The sequence below is a fragment of the Mucilaginibacter gossypiicola genome (assembly GCF_900110105.1).
GTDB lineage: Bacteria > Bacteroidota > Bacteroidia > Sphingobacteriales > Sphingobacteriaceae > Mucilaginibacter > Mucilaginibacter gossypiicola.
This window is the reverse complement of record NZ_FOCL01000002.1, coordinates 923,230-938,009: the sequence shown is the minus strand read 5'-3', so window position 1 is coordinate 938,009 and position 14,780 is coordinate 923,230. Positions and strand designations below refer to the sequence as shown.

The window sequence follows — 14,780 nt, the reverse complement described above, 5'->3', positions numbered from 1 at the left end:
ATCCCATAGCCCTGCGCTTTTTTCAAGTTAATAATCCCTTTTCATTAACTACGGCAAAACTGACGGCTTTTGACCGAGGATATATTTAATTCTTTCGGCCTGGCCTGATGTATCCGTTTTTAAATCGAGGGGTTTACCATTTAGTTGCTGATAATTAATAGCGACATTATTGCCCGATGAAGCGGTTTTAATCACTTCCACCGATTCAACATCCGATGGGATCTTAGCGCCAAACCAGTGATCATCATCCTGCTGTTTCCAGGTTACCAATGTAAAAATCTCATTTCCGGCAATTATCTTATTCCCTTCTATGGCAGCTTTTAATGCCAAATCATTACCATAAAGTGTTGAAGCCGTTCCTTTCGTTTTATTAACAAACGAGGTAATTACTTTTAGGCCACCGAGGTTATATTTTGCCGATGCCGGAAGGGCGGCTTTAGTGTTGTATAACTCAACCTGTTTATTGTCAGAGCAGGCCGCCAGCATTAACGTGCATGCTATAATTAAACTATATACTGTTTTCATGGGCTTAGTGTTTAATGGGTAGTGTAAATACAAAATCTTCGGCAGCCATTGGTTTGTGGCAATTCATACACTCTTTGGTAAATAATACATTGGCACCGCCATAAGGAACCATCTTTGGTGTTTTAAACCTTGCCCAGCCCCATCCGTAGGTAGATGCATACTTTTTGTCGTCTTTAATCATGTATTCCACTTGCTTGAATTCGCCGGTATGAGTGGTTCCGTCCTTATCCTGTAGCTGCGCCCAGGCTACTTTGGCAAATATTGCGCCGTTTGGCCATGGGTGAATTTTGTTTTCTTTGATAGCTTTAACCGCGATGTCGTTACCAAAAATCACGCGCAGCGTGTTGTTATCAAAACGCTCGGTAGTGCTGATGGGCTGCCAGTTTTTATAGTCGGGAATGTAGGAAATGCCATTTGCGGCTGTCGACAATTTGGTGATCGCTGTTTCATTTTTTTCCCAATGCAGATATTGCTTATCTGCCGCATTGATAGCAGCGGTATCGGCAGGTTTGCTATGAACCATACTTGCAAGATAGTTTTTCAACACGGCCAGATCAGCCGGTGATACTTTTGCTTCCGTATGAACAGCGGTATAACTTGGCAAAGGCATGGCCCCGGCAATGATCTGGTTGATCGATTCCCAGAGTTTTCCTTTCTGATCGGCTGGGGCGAGTTTGTTCCATTCCGAAAAATTAAGATCGGCCCTGCCATCCTTGATATGCGATGCAACGCCCCAGTAAACAGGGACTATCTTATCGTACCAGCGCAAATTGGCGTTGTTAGAGTGACAATCATAACAGGCCCGCTGAATAATGGCCTTAACATCGGCCGGAGCTTCCAGGTCGCCGGTTACCGGAAGATTAGGTACATCCGGACGTACAAACTGGATGCCCACAAAGCCCACAAATAAAATAAGGATAATGATAAATGCTTTTCGTTGATACAAAGGTTTCTTTTTGGTTTTCATAGCCTTTCGGTTTTGCAATACAAAGAAAAGTACAATCCCCAATAATGGGTATTACAATTAGTTGGGAGAGGAAAAACAATCGTTAAACGGGTAAAAAAGGAAGTTGAGACTACAAAACAATCCGTTTTTGTGCCAACCTGCCTAAAACAGCCTATCCGAATAAACCTTAAATTAGCTTAGCTGTCAAACAGGCTTATAAATCATTTAAATATGAAACCCAAACTATCCCTTATCCTATGCTTATTACTGATTTGTAACATCAAAGCCAATGCGCAATATAACTTCAGCAAGGTTGATAATTGGTTAAACGACCATGCTTCAGAAATGGGCGGCCGGGTGGTGCTTGTTGTTTATCAAAACGGTAAGCTTGTTTACAATCATGCCGTTAATGATATGAACATGAGGCAAAAGATTGTTAACCGGATGATTGCGCGCAAGCAGGGCAAAAAGGCCGACCTCGACGATTATACCTCTACCTCCCGGGTAGCTATTGCCAGCTGCAGCAAATGGCTTAGTGCCGCTTTGGTAATGACCTTTGTTGATGAAGGGAAATTAAACCTCAGCGATACCGTTGGTAAATACCTCCCCGTACTTTCACAACATGGCAAGGGAGGGATAACCATTGGCCAATGCCTGTCGCACCAAACTGGCATCAAAACTCCGCCTTTAAAAGAAAGTCTGGAAGAAATGCGCCAGGAAAACTCTATGAACGATGCTATTGCTGATATTGCCGCCTTGCCCATGGAAGGTACACCGGGTAAAGTTTTTCATTACAGTAATGCCGGCCTGCAGATTGCCGGTGCAATTATTGAGAAGATCAGCGGCAAAAATTTTGAAACCCTTTTTGCCGAGCGCATTGCCCGCCCACTCAACATGCAGCACACCGATTTCGGCAACGCTAAAGTGGCTTTACCTGCTGGCGGGGCCTACAGTACATCCGAAGATTACCTCGCCTTTTTGACGATGATCATGAACCGGGGTACTTTTAATGGTAAACGTATCCTGAGCGAAGGCAGCATAGCTGAGATGCAGGTAAACAGGCTCACCCCCGATGTGAAGGTAGCCTATTCCCCTGCCGAAGCCGGCGGATTGGGCTATGGTTATGGCGAGTGGGTATTTGATGCCCATACGGTAAGCAGCCCGGGGCTATTTGGGAGTTTTCCGTGGATAGATAAGGATAAGAAATATGCCGCCTTTATGATGACTTTCTATATTAAAAATGATAACAGGCAGCAGCGCTACAAGGAACTGAAACAACTGGTGGATGAGGCTTTAAAACAGTAGTTTTGCCGCCATGAAGCTGTATATAAAAAACATGGTTTGCAGCCGCTGCAAAATGATGGTAAAAACCGAGCTTGAAAAAGCGGGCCTGCAGCCCACTGTGGTGGACCTTGGCGAGGTAGAAATTAAGGAGGCGCCTACCCCATCGCAGCTCAAGCAACTGGAAAGTTCGCTGAATGACCTCGGCTTTGAATTGATTGATGATCAAAAAAGCCGCCTCATCGAACAGATCAAAACGCTCATCATTGAGCATGTGCACTATACAGAAGCACAATCGCCGTTAAAGCTTTCGGCCCTGCTTTCATCAAAACTTAATTACGATTACGGCTATTTGAGCAATCTGTTTTCGGCAGTGGAGGGCTCAACAATTGAAAAATACTACATAGCGCAGCGAATTGAAAAGGTAAAGGAGCTGTTGGTTTATAATGAACTTAGCCTTTCGGAGATTGCTTTTCAACTGGGCTACAGCAGCGTAGCCTACCTATCCAGCCAGTTTAAGCAAGTAACCGGCATGACGCCTTCGGCTTTTAAAGCATTGCAGGGAAGGAAGCGTCAAAATCTGGAGGATATATAAAGCACGAATTTTTCGAATTAAAACGAATTGTTAATGCGGAAGTTTGTCGCTGACGATTTGTGTAATTCGGTTAAATCTAACACGCTCGCCAGGTATTCGTGCTAAACTGTAAATCTTATAAATCATAACTATAATACTGTAACAACGGCCGGCAGTCCCTTGGTAATTTTGTATCAACAAATACAAATTATCATGACACATACCTATAATATCACCGGCATGACCTGCACGGGCTGCCTTGCCAAAGTACAAAGCCTGTTGCAGCAGGTTCCCAATATCGAAAAAGTTGATATCTCATTAGCCGAAGGCACTGCTGATATCACTATGAAAAAGCATGTATCAACAACCGATCTTCAGCAAGCCCTTGCTGCTTACCCCAAATATCAGCTTAGCGAAGCAGAACCAAATCATCATGTCATGAGTGTGGCCGATGATGCCGAAACCCGCACATGGCTCCAAACTTACAAGCCCATCCTGCTCATATTCGGTTATTTGTTGGCTGCTTCATTAATTGCAGGTTACAGCAGCTCTTTTAACATCATGACCATGATGCGTATTTTCATGAGCGGCTTTTTCCTGGTGTTTTCTTTTTTTAAACTGTTGGATCTCGGCGGTTTTGCCGAGAGCTACAGTATGTACGATATAGTGGCCAAACGCTGGCGCGGATGGGGTTACGCTTATGTTTTTGTTGAATTAGGTTTAGGGCTCGCTTTTGCCCTAAACATAGCCCCGGTAACCGTTAATGCTATCATGGTTGTAGTAATGACTGTAAGCCTGGTTGGTGTACTGCAAAGCGTTTTCAACAAAAGGAAGATCCGGTGTGCCTGCCTTGGCGCTGTGTTTAACCTGCCCATGAGCACCGTTACCATTATTGAAGATGGCTTGATGATTTTGATGGGGATTGTGATGCTGGTTTTGGTATAAGATTTAATAACGCCCATTCAATGAATAAGAGTGTATTTCTTATTCATTGAATGGGCTACTTTTTGTTACTTTACCTCTCTATGCAAAATACCGCTCAATTTCTACTTCAGGATTGGTTTAACCTTACCGGTCGCGGGTTGGTGATAGCAGGTCAAATTACCCCGGGGCAAATTGCATGCGGGGATTTTGTTTGCTTAAATGATGACCTCATCAAAATAAAAAGCGTAGAAATTGGCGACAAAAGCCCCTGTGATTTTTTTATTGGTCTGATCCTGGATATAAAAGATCAAAGCGATGTAGTACCATCCCTCAACAAATTAAAGGGGAAAAATTTATTTGTACTAACGTTAACAACCGTAAACTAATTCGCTTACATCCTAAACCGCAAAGCAACCGAACGTCCCAATGCCTGTGCAAACTCAGGGTCAATTACCGGGCCTTCACCTTTTTGTACCCATACACGGCGGGCATCTTTTTGGAGGATTATCTTCTCGCCGTTTAACAGGATCTCAAGTTCGCTGGTGGTTGGTGTAATTGGCGAGGTGTTAATTTGATACACGTGATCGGTATCATTAAAAGTTATTCTTAGTGGCAATCCCATCTTTATCTTCTCTTCGGTAAACATACATATCCCATGTTACAAAAGCAACAGCAGGGTGAAAGCATTACTATTTTTTAACATAACACGTTAATTTACAATTTATTATTTTAAAATTTAGTTATGCAGCCAGCTGTAGTTCAACCTTGCGGATCAGGCTGTTCATGCCAAATGGCTTATGCAAAACATCATCAGGAGCTCCTTTTTGTGATGTAAGCGGCTCCATTTCTTCATTTTCCGAACACACAATTACCCGCAGGTTTTTGGTAGCCCGGTTTAGTTTAATAAGCCGGCATAGCTCCCGGCCATCCATACTTTTATCGGCAATATCCAGGATCACCAGGTCGGGACGGCATGCTTTAATAATCTTAAAAATTTCATGGATACGACTTAACGCGGCTACTTCGTACCCGTTGCCGAGCAAAATATAGGTCATTACCTCTATCATCAGCTCGTTATCATCAACTATCAAAACCCGTTTTGCCATAAACCGTATCCGTGAATGCTATACCCTGAATTATACAAAGTGCATGCCACTGATTAACTTACAGTTAAGTCATGAAAGCCTGAGCCGAAACAGTGTCCTGATTTTGCTATTTTTCTAATGCTATTTTAACATTTATAGCCTTGATTATTAAACACAATTGATCTGTTTTATTACATTTGGCACATAGTAAATAGATTTAGCGGGCAAAAATGGACAATATCAATATCAAGAAACTGGCAAAGGAACTCAATATATCCACATCAACTATATCGAGGGCTTTTAACGGAAATACTGATATTAATAAGGATACCAAAGAACGGATCCTGGCTTATGCCAAACAGCATAACTATTTGCCCAATCATTATGCCAGCAACCTCCGCGATAAAAAGTCCAATACCCTGGCCGTTATTGTTCCTGAAATAGCAAACGACTTTTTTTCGCAGGCTATAAACGGCATTGAAGAGGTTGCCCGCAAAAAAGGTTTCTACATTTTACTTTACCGTACAGATGATGTTTTTGAAAAGGAAGTATCATTTGTAAACTACCTTAACAATGGCAAAGCCGATGGTATCATCATGTCGGTATCCGGCGAAGCCAACGATCACAACTACCTGCGCCAATTGGAGAAAAAGCATGTGCCTGTGGTATTTTTCGACCGTGTTTACGAAGATATTGAGGCTGCCAAAGTCACCACCAACGACTATGACAGCAGCTTTGCAGCAACCGAGCACCTTATTAAAACGGGCTGCAAAAAAGTGGCTTACCTGGTGGTTAACAAAAGCATTTCGATAGGTAAAGTGAGGATGCAGGGCTATATGGACGCCTTGGCCAGGCACAAGATAGCGTTTGATGATAACCTGGTGATTGATTGTAGTAACGATGAGAAAGTAAACTATAAGATCCTGAAAAAAGCGCTACAGGAAATCAGGCCCGATGGGATTTTCAGCTCTGTTGAACGTTTGGCTTTCGCTACCTATTATGTTTGTAATGATATCGGTATCTCTATCCCTAACGATCTTAAAGTGATCAGTTTTTCGAGCCTTAGAGTAGCCCCCTTGCTTTCTCCCCCACTTTCAACCATAACACAGCCGGCCTATGAAATGGGCGTAAAGGCTGCAACATTATTATTTGATGTACTCGAAAATAATGGCAATACTCCTAAAAAGGAGCATGTATTAAAATCGAAGTTGTTTATCCGGAAATCTTCGATTGGAGAGTAGTGAATAGTTGATTAAGTGAGTGGTTGAATTTCAGCATACCAACAACTACTCACTTAATCAACCATTCACTCAATCAACCTAAATTATGCTTCAATAAATAACTCGCTTTGCGGACGGCGAACTTTTATCATTTTGCTGTAAGCATCGTCTTCGGCACGGAAACCTACTGCAGCAATTACAGTTGTAGTTAATCCTTTTTCTTTCAGACCAAGGATCTCATCAAATTTTGCAGCATCAAAACCTTCCATCGGAGCAGCATCAACGCCAAGCTCGGCAGCTTCGGCTAATAAAACACCTAAAGCAATATAGGCTTGTTTGTGCGACCATTCTACTTTTTGCGCGTCTGTACGGCTTGCAAGCGTACCTAATACCATTTGCTCATAACCGGCAAGGCTTTCGCGGTCAATGCTACGGGTTGAAGCAACAAGGTCGATGAATTTTTTCCCAAAATCTTCATCAAGGTTTGTTAATGAGGCAAATACAAACAAAGCCGACGAATCGGTGATCTGCGCCTGGTCATATCCTACTGCGCGTAATTTTTGTTTGGTTTCAGCATCCTGCACAACAATCACTTTATATGACTGCAGGCCTAATGATGACGGTGCTAACTGGATAGCGGTTTTTAAAGCCTCTAATTGCTGTGTACTTATTTTTTTGCTGGGATCGAATTTCTTAACAGCCGATCTCCATTGTAATTTTTCTACTAATGACATGATTATCTCAATTGTTGAAACAAATATATATGTTTAAACATATAAGTTTGGCCATGTAATTGTAATTAGATAATTTTCCTTGGCTTATTAAATAAAAAACGGGCATTCCGTTAACCAGAATACCCGTTACTATTTACATCATCGTAATCTTACGGCATCTTATCTTTCAACTCCTTTTCCTTTTCATCCTCTTCATTCAAGCTGCCGCGGGTTTTCAACCCGTGGTCAACCATGGTTTCAGCTTTCAGCTGAACCTAAGTAAGCTGAAAGCTTACAAGATGCCAACCACGAGTTACGCTACGCTAAACTCGCGGCAGTGCATAAATACAAAACGGACATTCTGCTTGGCAGAATGTCCGTTTTCATATCTTATGACATCCTTTTTATTCTCGATTACGGCATCTTATCCTTCAACTCCTTTTCCTTTTCATCCTCTTCATTCCTTAAGCGCCGTTTTTCCTGCCGTACTTCTTTTCGCGTTCGGCCGCCTGTGGTATCTACGGCGTCAATCTTGAGTTTATATTCTGCCTTAAGCGCTTCTATCTGGGCTTTGATCTGTTCCTTTACAGTTTGCTCTTTTTGTTTCTGCTTTTCTTCGGCCTTTTGTTCGGTAGTATCCTTTTTACCAAAAAGACGCTGGAAAAAGTTTGGCCTTTTTACCGGCTCTTCAACTACAGGCAAAATGCTATCGTCATCCGCACCACCTTGTTTCATGAGGCTATCAGCAGTTGCGGTATCAACAGGGGCAATCTGGCGGCGCAGGCTTTCCCTTAAACGCACCTCATAAAAGCCATAAGCGTTGGTATCACGGGCGGTATATCCTTTCATGGCCATCAGCTTGCCTATCAGGTTAAAATAGCCATGCAGTCCCGGTCGTAAGGTACCATCCGGCTGAAATGCATACAATCCTCCCTTAGGATAAGGCACGATGCTGGCCAGGTAAATACTTTCGCCAAGGCTAAGTTCAGATGGCGCTTTGCCGAAATAATAGTGCGAGGCTTCTGATATTCCATAAATATTGCGCCCCCATTCAATAATGTTAAAATAAACCTCCAGCATCCTGTCTTTGGTCATGATGCGGTTATTTTCAATAAGCCATACTATCAGGATCTCTTCTATTTTGCGAGATAGCGTTTTCTCCCGGCTCAGATAGGCGTTTTTCACCAGTTGCTGTGATATCCCGCTGCCGCCGCGTTTATATTTTTTAGTTTTAAAATCGGTAGCTATCGATTTACGGATAGCCTCCATCACAAAACCATGGTTGGTGTAAAATGAAGGGTCTTCGGCAGTCATAACCGCATTCCTTAAATTAGGTGAGATTTGCTGCAGCGGAGTAAACTCCGGATTTTCCGGGCCAATGAGGTGTGGCGCCATCGGTTTGCCTTTTTCATAAGGCGTATATATAAACGGACTATTAAGTTTACTTAAATCGGTACGTCCAAATTTAAGGATCCGGAAGTTGTCTTTATCCATTCCCGAATCAAATATCAAATCATCAGGTTTTGATGTATCCATGAAAAAGTTCATGTGATAGTTCAGTTTACCGGCAACCTGGATCCCGTCGAGCGCATCAAACATCCCGGTAGGGAACGAATCAAAAATATCGGCCGCATTAAGCCATCCGGTATTCAGCTTCAGTTCATAAATCTTTACCGGGTTTAGTGTGTACTTGATATAAGGATGCGCGGTTAGTTTTTTTATGTGGATAGTAGAAGTACTGTCAATCGATACATAATTGGTACCCACCTTAACATCAGCATCAATAGCCGCCTCCGGAAACACAATATCTGTAGAAGAAATACCCGGATGCCGGATCAGCAGGTTTTTAACCGACCATGAACCTGAAATGGTGGTTTCACCGCTGCTATGATCCTCTTTACTTAATTTAGTTTGCAGCGTATCGAAATTAAGTTTCAGGTTAAATTTCTTTTCGATGATTGGCAATTCTACCTTCTGGTGATTATCGGCATAAAGCATCACATCGATGTCCTTATCCGACGGATGCATTTTACCGGCAAAATGCCAGGTAGCCTCCCCATCGTTTACCTTTATTGTCGAAGTCAACTGCCCGTCTTTGATCAGCGCGGTTTGGGCTAATAGCTTAAGCTGTGCGCTATCGCTTTTAAAACTGATATTAAAATTATTGAGCGATAAATTATCCGGAATTTTATAAAGTACCTCGTTGATCAGGTTATGGGCAATATTGCTTAAATCGGCCTTATTATCGGTTGCTGTCGAATCCTTTTTCTTTTTAAACAGGAAGTCGAAATTTTTAACGCCATTTTTATCAACAAGGCTGATAAAACCATCCTGCAGCACCACATCTGATAATTTTACTTCGCCCAGTAACAAGGGCATAACGCGTACACTTACCGAGAAATTTTTGATGTTCAGCAAGCTATCCCGTCCGTCCGGTACAATGCTGATATCAGAGAATGCAATCGTGCTTAGGCCGGTAAACTGGGCCGATCCTATTTTTACATCTAAATTATAATCTCTCTTCGCTTTTAATTTAGCTTTGTCAATGGCTTTTTCGAGCAGGGCTCCACGTTTTGAGTAGGCAACATATCCGCCGATAAGCAGAATAAGAATTAAGGGAACAAGAATATATGCGGCTATGCGTATGTATTTAGGATTAAGGCGCTTCATTTGTTAATTTTATCCAAAACTAAACTAAATCTTATCCCCTGCAAACGGTTGTTTTTGCAAATTGTTTCCTGATAAACTTAATCAATGCCCCGTTTTCATAAATTTGCCTCATATTATGACAATTACTAAAGAACAAGTATTACAAGCATTGGGTAATGTTGAAGAACCAGACTTAAAAAAAGACCTGGTTACCCTCAACATGATCCAGGATATTCATATTGATGGCAACAACGTTAGCTTCTCGGTTGTGCTTACCACTCCGGCGTGCCCGTTGAAGGCGATGATTGAAAATGCCTGCCGCAACGCTATCCTGCATTTTGTAAGCAAGGATGCTATTATCAATATCAACATGACCTCGCGGGTTACCACTCAAAAAAACACCGGCGTACCGGGTGTTAAAAATATCATCGCGGTAGCATCGGGCAAAGGTGGCGTTGGTAAATCAACCGTTGCGGCCAACCTTGCTTTAGGTTTGGCAAAATCAGGTGCTAAGGTGGGATTGATAGATGCTGATATTTATGGCCCATCGGTACCAATCATGTTTGGCCTGGAAGGTGCCCGCCCTATGGCCAGCCAGGTTGACGGAAAAACCCGAATTGAGCCGATAGAGAAATATGGTATCAAGTTACTGTCGATAGGTTTCTTCACCGATCCTAACCAGCCGGTGCCATGGCGCGGACCGATGGTATCTACCGCAGTAAAACAATTATTCAATGATGCCGACTGGGGTGATCTGGATTACCTGGTGATCGACCTGCCTCCGGGTACGGGCGATATCCACATCACAGTAACGCAAAGCTTCCCGGTAACAGGAGCCGTAATTGTTACTACCCCGCAAAACGTAGCACTTGCCGATGCTAAAAAAGGCATTGGTATGTTTATGATGCCTGCTATCAATGTGCCAATATTGGGTGTGGTTGAAAATATGTCGTACTTTACCCCTGCCGAACTGCCCGAAAACAAATATTATATATTCGGTAAAGGTGGTGGCCACAAACTGGCCGATATATTGGAAGTGCCCTTTTTAGGCGAAATCCCATTGATTAAAGGTATCAGCGATTCGGGCGATGCCGGCAAACCTACCGTGCTTGAAGAAGACGGCCCAATGACTACCGCTTTTGTTCAGATGGCCGAGCGTGTTGCACAGCAGGTGGCCATATCAAATGCCAAAGCACTAAGTGCAGAAAATATTGTAAATAATTAATAACTTTACATAACGTTATAAATTAATAAAAATGAGTTTATTAAATCAGGTTGAAGCAGCTTTAGATACTATCCGTCCGTATTTGGAGGCTGATGGGGGGAATGTTTCTGTTGAGGAGATAACTCCTGAAAATGTAGTTAAGTTAAAGCTGCTGGGCTCATGCGGATCATGCCCAATGAGCATCATGACCCTTAAAGCCGGTATTGAGCAGGCTATTAAAAAAGCTGTGCCCGAAGTTACCGCCATTGAGGCCATAAATCTAACGGACATTGATGACCCTAATGCCGTGCTTCCCGAAAACTTAAGGTAATTGTTAAGTAATGTTAAATCCCCGGATCAATTTGGGGATATGACTTACTTTTGATGAAGTTTAAAAACTATTTTGACTTTGACAGCGTAATATATGTTGAGTTAAGTAGTTAATGGTTTTATGAAATATTTAGTTGGCCTGTTGTTTATGTTTGTATCACTGGGTGCTTTTGCGCAAAGCAAAGATCGCCCCGTTGTGCAGTTTACAGGCATCACACATAATGCGGATAGCATCAAGATCACTATTCCGTACGTAACCATTACCAATACTACGGCACATAATATCGTTAACGTATCCAACTATAAGGGTTACTTTTCTTTTGTAGTGCATGAACGCGATACGCTTCGTTTTACCTGCGTGGGCTACGCACCTGTTACCGTGGTTATTCCATCAAACCTGCCAAATGAAAGCTATACTACCCAGGTTTCCCTAAAAGCGCAGATCATCAATCTGCCTACATTTCACGTATTTCCGTGGGCAACCACCGATGAGTTTAAAAAAGATTTCCTGGCTATAAAACTTGCTGATGATGACCTGGAAATAGCCCGCAAAAACATCAGCAAAGCCACCCTATCTGCCCTTTACAATACGTTACCCCGCGATGCCCAGGAAATACAATCGGCCAATGCACAAAACATGCATACCACTATCCTGAACTCGCACTCCCTTACCCCAAATCCGCTGTTAAACCCGCTTGCGTGGGGCAGCCTCATCAAGTCGATATCTGACGGGGATAAGAGCAATAGTAAATAATTAAGATTTTTTGTTGCCGCAAAGAGGGCCTGTCACCCTGAGCTTGTCGAAGGGTCGCGCGCAGAGGCCCTATCCACCATGCTTCGACAAGCTCAGCATGACATCCGTTTTTTACTACCTTATAGATGTGAAGACAACTTGCGCTCATCTGTGATGAGTGCTTAAAATGGGCTTACGTTTGTAACGTAAGCGCCTCGTAAATGGCGTTACAAACGCCAATCCACATTAAGCGCTCGTTAAAAACGAGCGCAAGTCGAAAAATATTTAGTTTGTGTTTGCCGGAGCCGGGCGGCGGGGTATTTATAAAATGCTTAAATCAACCCTTCAAAATCAATCACCTCCCCACCAAACATTTCCAGCTCCTTTAAATTATGACTTACTATGATGGTAGTTATTCCTAATTGCGTAAGTAAAAGCTTAAGTTCGGCAATCAATGTAGTTTTTATTTTACTATCCAGTGCCGAAAATGGCTCGTCCATCAAAAGCAGCTTTGGCTTAATGGCCAGCGCCCTTAATATTGCCAGGCGCTGTTGTTGCCCTCCCGAAAGATGATCGGGCTTATGATTAACCAACTTATCCAGTTGCCCAAGTTTTAGTAATTGCTTTATCCAGTCCGCATCTGTTGTTGCATATTCCAGGTGCTGTTGTACCGTCATGTTCGGGAACAGCGCATAACTTTGGAATACGAAGCCAACATTTCTTTTTTGGGGAGAGAGATTGATCTTTTGCCCAGCGTCAAACCAGGTAACACCATCAGCTACGATCTTTCCGCTTTCAGGAGAGCCCAGGCCGGCAATTATTTTCAGCAAGGTGGTTTTTCCCGAACCGGATGGCCCTAAGATTTTAGTGATACTGCCCGTATTAAACTGCCTGTTTATTTTGAGCGACGGCCTGTCGTGATAAGTCTTAAGCTTTATTTCGATATCTACGCTGATCATACTATGGGGCCTTTCGCCTGGTATTTATTGAATATAAAAACAGCTATCACCAGGATAAACGTAATTGAAAATAAAACCAGCGAGTAATTATTAGCCAATGCGTAATCCATCTTCTCAACCGAATCATATACCGCAATAGACGCTACTCTTGTAACTCCCGGGATGTTCCCCCCTATCATCAGCACAACGCCAAACTCGCCCAGCGTGTGGGCAAACGTTAATACCGCAGCTGTTAATAGTGACGGTTTAATATTGGGCAACAGCACATATCTAAAAGTTTGCCATTCGGTTTTACCCAATGTGTAAGATGCCTCGGCCAATGATGCCGGTAACTGCTGCAGGGCAGATTTTACCGGCCCCACCATAAAAGGCATGCTATAAATTACCGACGCCAGGATCAGGCCCGGAAACGAAAAAACCAATTGCACGTCAAAGGTATCATGCAGCCACTTTCCCAAGCCATGCTGCGGACTAAAAGCCAGCAACAAATAAAAGCCCAGCACCGACGGCGGCAACACCAAAGGCATGGTAATAATTGCTTCAATAATGATTTTAATAAGGGACCTGCCTTTTGAAAGCCACCACGCAAATGGCAGCCCGATAAGCAGCAGCAACAGCGTGGTAATACCCGCTAATTTTAACGTAAGCCATATGGGCGATAAGTCCATCAATAAAAATACAAATTATTGTACCCGGTAGCCATAGGCCTTGAAAATACTTTTGGCGGCAGGACTTAAAATGTATCGATAAAATTTATCTGCCGATGAATTATCAGCGCCATGCTTCAGAATCACGATACCTTGCTGTATCGGCTCATAGGTTTTTGGGTCGATGATTTTGTAATATAATGGCGTTTTATTACCAAGTTCCTTCACCAGCGATTGCGTGGTGAAACCAACATCGGCTACGCCTGTGGTGATATAAGTATTTACTTGCGATATGCTCTCACCATAAACTATCTTGGGTTTGGCATCATCTAAAATCCCTTTATCCTGAAGCGATTGCTCAGCCGCTTTACCATAAGGAGCAATGGCAGGGTTGGCTACCGCGATCTTTTTTATCCTGGCCGAAAGCAACAACCGCTCCCAGTTTTCAAAACCAATGTTTTGCGTACTGCAGATGATGAGGCTACCAGAGGCATACACCACCGGCTTTTCTTTTGCGAAACCATTTTTAAATAAGGTCTCCGGAAAGCTCATATCTGCTGATAAAAAAACATCGAACGGCGCCCCATTACTGATTTGTGCTACAAGCTTGCCCGACGAACCAATAACAGCATCAATAGTAATTCCCGTTTTTTGCTTAAAATCTTTTTGCAAAACTTCCATTACCGGCTGCAGGTTGGCAGCGGCGGCAACCCGGATATTTTGTGCATTTGCGGTTAAACGCACCGTAAACAGCAGCGCTAATAAAAAAAATATAATTTTTTTTGGCTTGGTATTGTATTGTTCGCTTTGCATGGGTTTTATAGTTTTTTGCCTTGCAGGCAATAATTTTGTTTGGTATTGAAGCGTATCATAATTTCTTAAAAACGGCCGTTTGATACCTCTACACCACAAATATACGCTTGTTATAGCCATTGGCGGTTCATATATTAGTCATGTTAAGCTATAAAATAAACCAATTTTTAACAAAAT

17 protein-coding genes are annotated in these 14,780 nt (G+C 42.7%); 8 read left to right on the top strand and 9 right to left on the bottom strand.

The window, feature by feature from the left end:
• Positions 1-48: 48 nt before the first annotated feature.
• Complete coding sequence (locus tag BMX50_RS09385) at positions 49-525, bottom strand: hypothetical protein (RefSeq protein ID WP_091210228.1); 477 nt, start codon at positions 523-525, stop codon at positions 49-51.
• Between the two features lie 4 nt (positions 526-529).
• Positions 530-1,492, bottom strand: a complete 963-nt coding sequence (locus BMX50_RS09380) for a heme-binding domain-containing protein (RefSeq protein ID WP_091210227.1) — start codon at positions 1,490-1,492, stop codon at positions 530-532.
• A gap of 210 nt (positions 1,493-1,702) precedes the next feature.
• Here BMX50_RS09380 and BMX50_RS09375 point away from each other — a divergent pair, with 210 nt between their 5' ends.
• The 4 genes from BMX50_RS09375 to BMX50_RS09360 all read left to right on the top strand — a co-directional run bounded on the left by BMX50_RS09375 (position 1,703) and on the right by BMX50_RS09360 (position 4,636).
• Positions 1,703-2,776, top strand: a complete 1,074-nt coding sequence (locus BMX50_RS09375) for a serine hydrolase domain-containing protein (protein WP_091210226.1) — start codon at positions 1,703-1,705, stop codon at positions 2,774-2,776.
• Between the two features lie 10 nt (positions 2,777-2,786).
• Positions 2,787-3,347: an AraC family transcriptional regulator gene (locus BMX50_RS09370; protein WP_091210225.1), complete on the top strand. Its 561-nt coding sequence runs from the start codon at positions 2,787-2,789 to the stop codon at positions 3,345-3,347.
• Between the two features lie 192 nt (positions 3,348-3,539).
• On the top strand, positions 3,540-4,271 hold the full coding sequence (locus BMX50_RS09365; protein WP_091210224.1) for a heavy-metal-associated domain-containing protein: 732 nt from the start codon (positions 3,540-3,542) through the stop codon (positions 4,269-4,271).
• A gap of 80 nt (positions 4,272-4,351) precedes the next feature.
• Positions 4,352-4,636: a hypothetical protein gene (locus tag BMX50_RS09360; RefSeq protein ID WP_091210223.1), complete on the top strand. Its 285-nt coding sequence runs from the start codon at positions 4,352-4,354 to the stop codon at positions 4,634-4,636.
• A 5-nt stretch (positions 4,637-4,641) separates the two neighbouring features.
• Here BMX50_RS09360 and BMX50_RS09355 read toward each other — a convergent pair whose 3' ends face one another.
• Complete coding sequence (locus BMX50_RS09355; protein WP_244280909.1) at positions 4,642-4,896, bottom strand: hypothetical protein; 255 nt, start codon at positions 4,894-4,896, stop codon at positions 4,642-4,644.
• Positions 4,897-4,990: 94 nt separating this feature from the next.
• A complete protein-coding gene (locus BMX50_RS09350; RefSeq protein WP_091210222.1) occupies positions 4,991-5,356 on the bottom strand; it encodes a response regulator in 366 nt (121 codons plus the stop codon).
• 209 nt (positions 5,357-5,565) lie between these two features.
• On the opposite strand from BMX50_RS09350, the gene BMX50_RS09345 reads away from it, so the two are divergent.
• Entirely contained in the window at positions 5,566-6,576 is a 1,011-nt protein-coding gene (locus BMX50_RS09345; protein WP_091210221.1) for a LacI family DNA-binding transcriptional regulator, read from the top strand.
• Between the two features lie 83 nt (positions 6,577-6,659).
• Here the strand turns inward: BMX50_RS09345 and BMX50_RS09340 are convergent, their stop codons facing one another.
• On the bottom strand, positions 6,660-7,289 hold the full coding sequence (locus BMX50_RS09340) for an NAD(P)H-dependent oxidoreductase (protein WP_091210220.1): 630 nt from the start codon (positions 7,287-7,289) through the stop codon (positions 6,660-6,662).
• A 393-nt stretch (positions 7,290-7,682) separates the two neighbouring features.
• Positions 7,683-9,938, bottom strand: coding sequence for a transglycosylase domain-containing protein (locus tag BMX50_RS09335; RefSeq protein WP_091210219.1), 2,256 nt, complete (start codon positions 9,936-9,938; stop codon positions 7,683-7,685).
• Positions 9,939-10,053: 115 nt separating this feature from the next.
• On the opposite strand from BMX50_RS09335, the gene BMX50_RS09330 reads away from it, so the two are divergent.
• The 3 genes from BMX50_RS09330 (at position 10,054) to BMX50_RS09320 (ending at position 12,205) form a co-directional block, all read left to right on the top strand.
• Positions 10,054-11,142 carry an Mrp/NBP35 family ATP-binding protein gene (locus BMX50_RS09330; protein ID WP_091210218.1) on the top strand — a complete coding sequence of 363 codons (1,089 nt, stop codon included), beginning with the start codon at positions 10,054-10,056 and terminating at the stop codon, positions 11,140-11,142.
• 31 nt (positions 11,143-11,173) lie between these two features.
• A complete protein-coding gene (locus BMX50_RS09325; protein ID WP_091210217.1) occupies positions 11,174-11,452 on the top strand; it encodes a NifU family protein in 279 nt (92 codons plus the stop codon).
• A 120-nt stretch (positions 11,453-11,572) separates the two neighbouring features.
• Positions 11,573-12,205: a hypothetical protein gene (locus BMX50_RS09320; RefSeq protein WP_091210216.1), complete on the top strand. Its 633-nt coding sequence runs from the start codon at positions 11,573-11,575 to the stop codon at positions 12,203-12,205.
• Positions 12,206-12,516: 311 nt separating this feature from the next.
• Here BMX50_RS09320 and BMX50_RS09315 read toward each other — a convergent pair whose 3' ends face one another.
• From BMX50_RS09315 to modA, 3 genes are read right to left on the bottom strand one after another with little or no spacing between them, the layout of a single operon-like run.
• Positions 12,517-13,143 carry a sulfate/molybdate ABC transporter ATP-binding protein gene (locus BMX50_RS09315; RefSeq protein WP_091210215.1) on the bottom strand — a complete coding sequence of 209 codons (627 nt, stop codon included), beginning with the start codon at positions 13,141-13,143 and terminating at the stop codon, positions 12,517-12,519.
• On the bottom strand, positions 13,140-13,811 hold the full coding sequence (gene modB, locus BMX50_RS09310; RefSeq protein ID WP_091210214.1) for a molybdate ABC transporter permease subunit: 672 nt from the start codon (positions 13,809-13,811) through the stop codon (positions 13,140-13,142). Before modB ends, BMX50_RS09315 begins: the two co-directional genes overlap by 4 nt.
• Positions 13,812-13,826: 15 nt before the next feature.
• Positions 13,827-14,603: a molybdate ABC transporter substrate-binding protein gene (gene modA, locus BMX50_RS09305; protein WP_091210364.1), complete on the bottom strand. Its 777-nt coding sequence runs from the start codon at positions 14,601-14,603 to the stop codon at positions 13,827-13,829.
• Between the last annotated feature and the right edge of the window lie 177 nt (positions 14,604-14,780).

Bases quoted from the DNA above. Each gene is read 5' to 3' on its own strand.
- BMX50_RS09330 (WP_091210218.1), top strand. From the start codon at position 10,054: ATGACAATTACTAAAGAACAAGTATTACAAGCATTGGGTAATGTTGAA.
- BMX50_RS09335 (WP_091210219.1), bottom strand. From the start codon at position 9,938: ATGAAGCGCCTTAATCCTAAATACATACGCATAGCCGCATATATTCTT.
- modA (WP_091210364.1), bottom strand. From the start codon at position 14,603: ATGCAAAGCGAACAATACAATACCAAGCCAAAAAAAATTATATTTTTT.
- BMX50_RS09370 (WP_091210225.1), top strand. From the start codon at position 2,787: ATGAAGCTGTATATAAAAAACATGGTTTGCAGCCGCTGCAAAATGATG.
- BMX50_RS09345 (WP_091210221.1), top strand. From the start codon at position 5,566: ATGGACAATATCAATATCAAGAAACTGGCAAAGGAACTCAATATATCC.
- BMX50_RS09385 (WP_091210228.1), bottom strand. From the start codon at position 525: ATGAAAACAGTATATAGTTTAATTATAGCATGCACGTTAATGCTGGCG.
- modB (WP_091210214.1), bottom strand. From the start codon at position 13,811: ATGGACTTATCGCCCATATGGCTTACGTTAAAATTAGCGGGTATTACC.
- BMX50_RS09380 (WP_091210227.1), bottom strand. From the start codon at position 1,492: ATGAAAACCAAAAAGAAACCTTTGTATCAACGAAAAGCATTTATCATT.
- BMX50_RS09325 (WP_091210217.1), top strand. From the start codon at position 11,174: ATGAGTTTATTAAATCAGGTTGAAGCAGCTTTAGATACTATCCGTCCG.
- BMX50_RS09360 (WP_091210223.1), top strand. From the start codon at position 4,352: ATGCAAAATACCGCTCAATTTCTACTTCAGGATTGGTTTAACCTTACC.
- BMX50_RS09375 (WP_091210226.1), top strand. From the start codon at position 1,703: ATGAAACCCAAACTATCCCTTATCCTATGCTTATTACTGATTTGTAAC.
- BMX50_RS09365 (WP_091210224.1), top strand. From the start codon at position 3,540: ATGACACATACCTATAATATCACCGGCATGACCTGCACGGGCTGCCTT.
- BMX50_RS09340 (WP_091210220.1), bottom strand. From the start codon at position 7,289: ATGTCATTAGTAGAAAAATTACAATGGAGATCGGCTGTTAAGAAATTC.
- BMX50_RS09315 (WP_091210215.1), bottom strand. From the start codon at position 13,143: ATGATCAGCGTAGATATCGAAATAAAGCTTAAGACTTATCACGACAGG.
- BMX50_RS09350 (WP_091210222.1), bottom strand. From the start codon at position 5,356: ATGGCAAAACGGGTTTTGATAGTTGATGATAACGAGCTGATGATAGAG.
- BMX50_RS09320 (WP_091210216.1), top strand. From the start codon at position 11,573: ATGAAATATTTAGTTGGCCTGTTGTTTATGTTTGTATCACTGGGTGCT.
- BMX50_RS09355 (WP_244280909.1), bottom strand. From the start codon at position 4,896: ATGTTTACCGAAGAGAAGATAAAGATGGGATTGCCACTAAGAATAACT.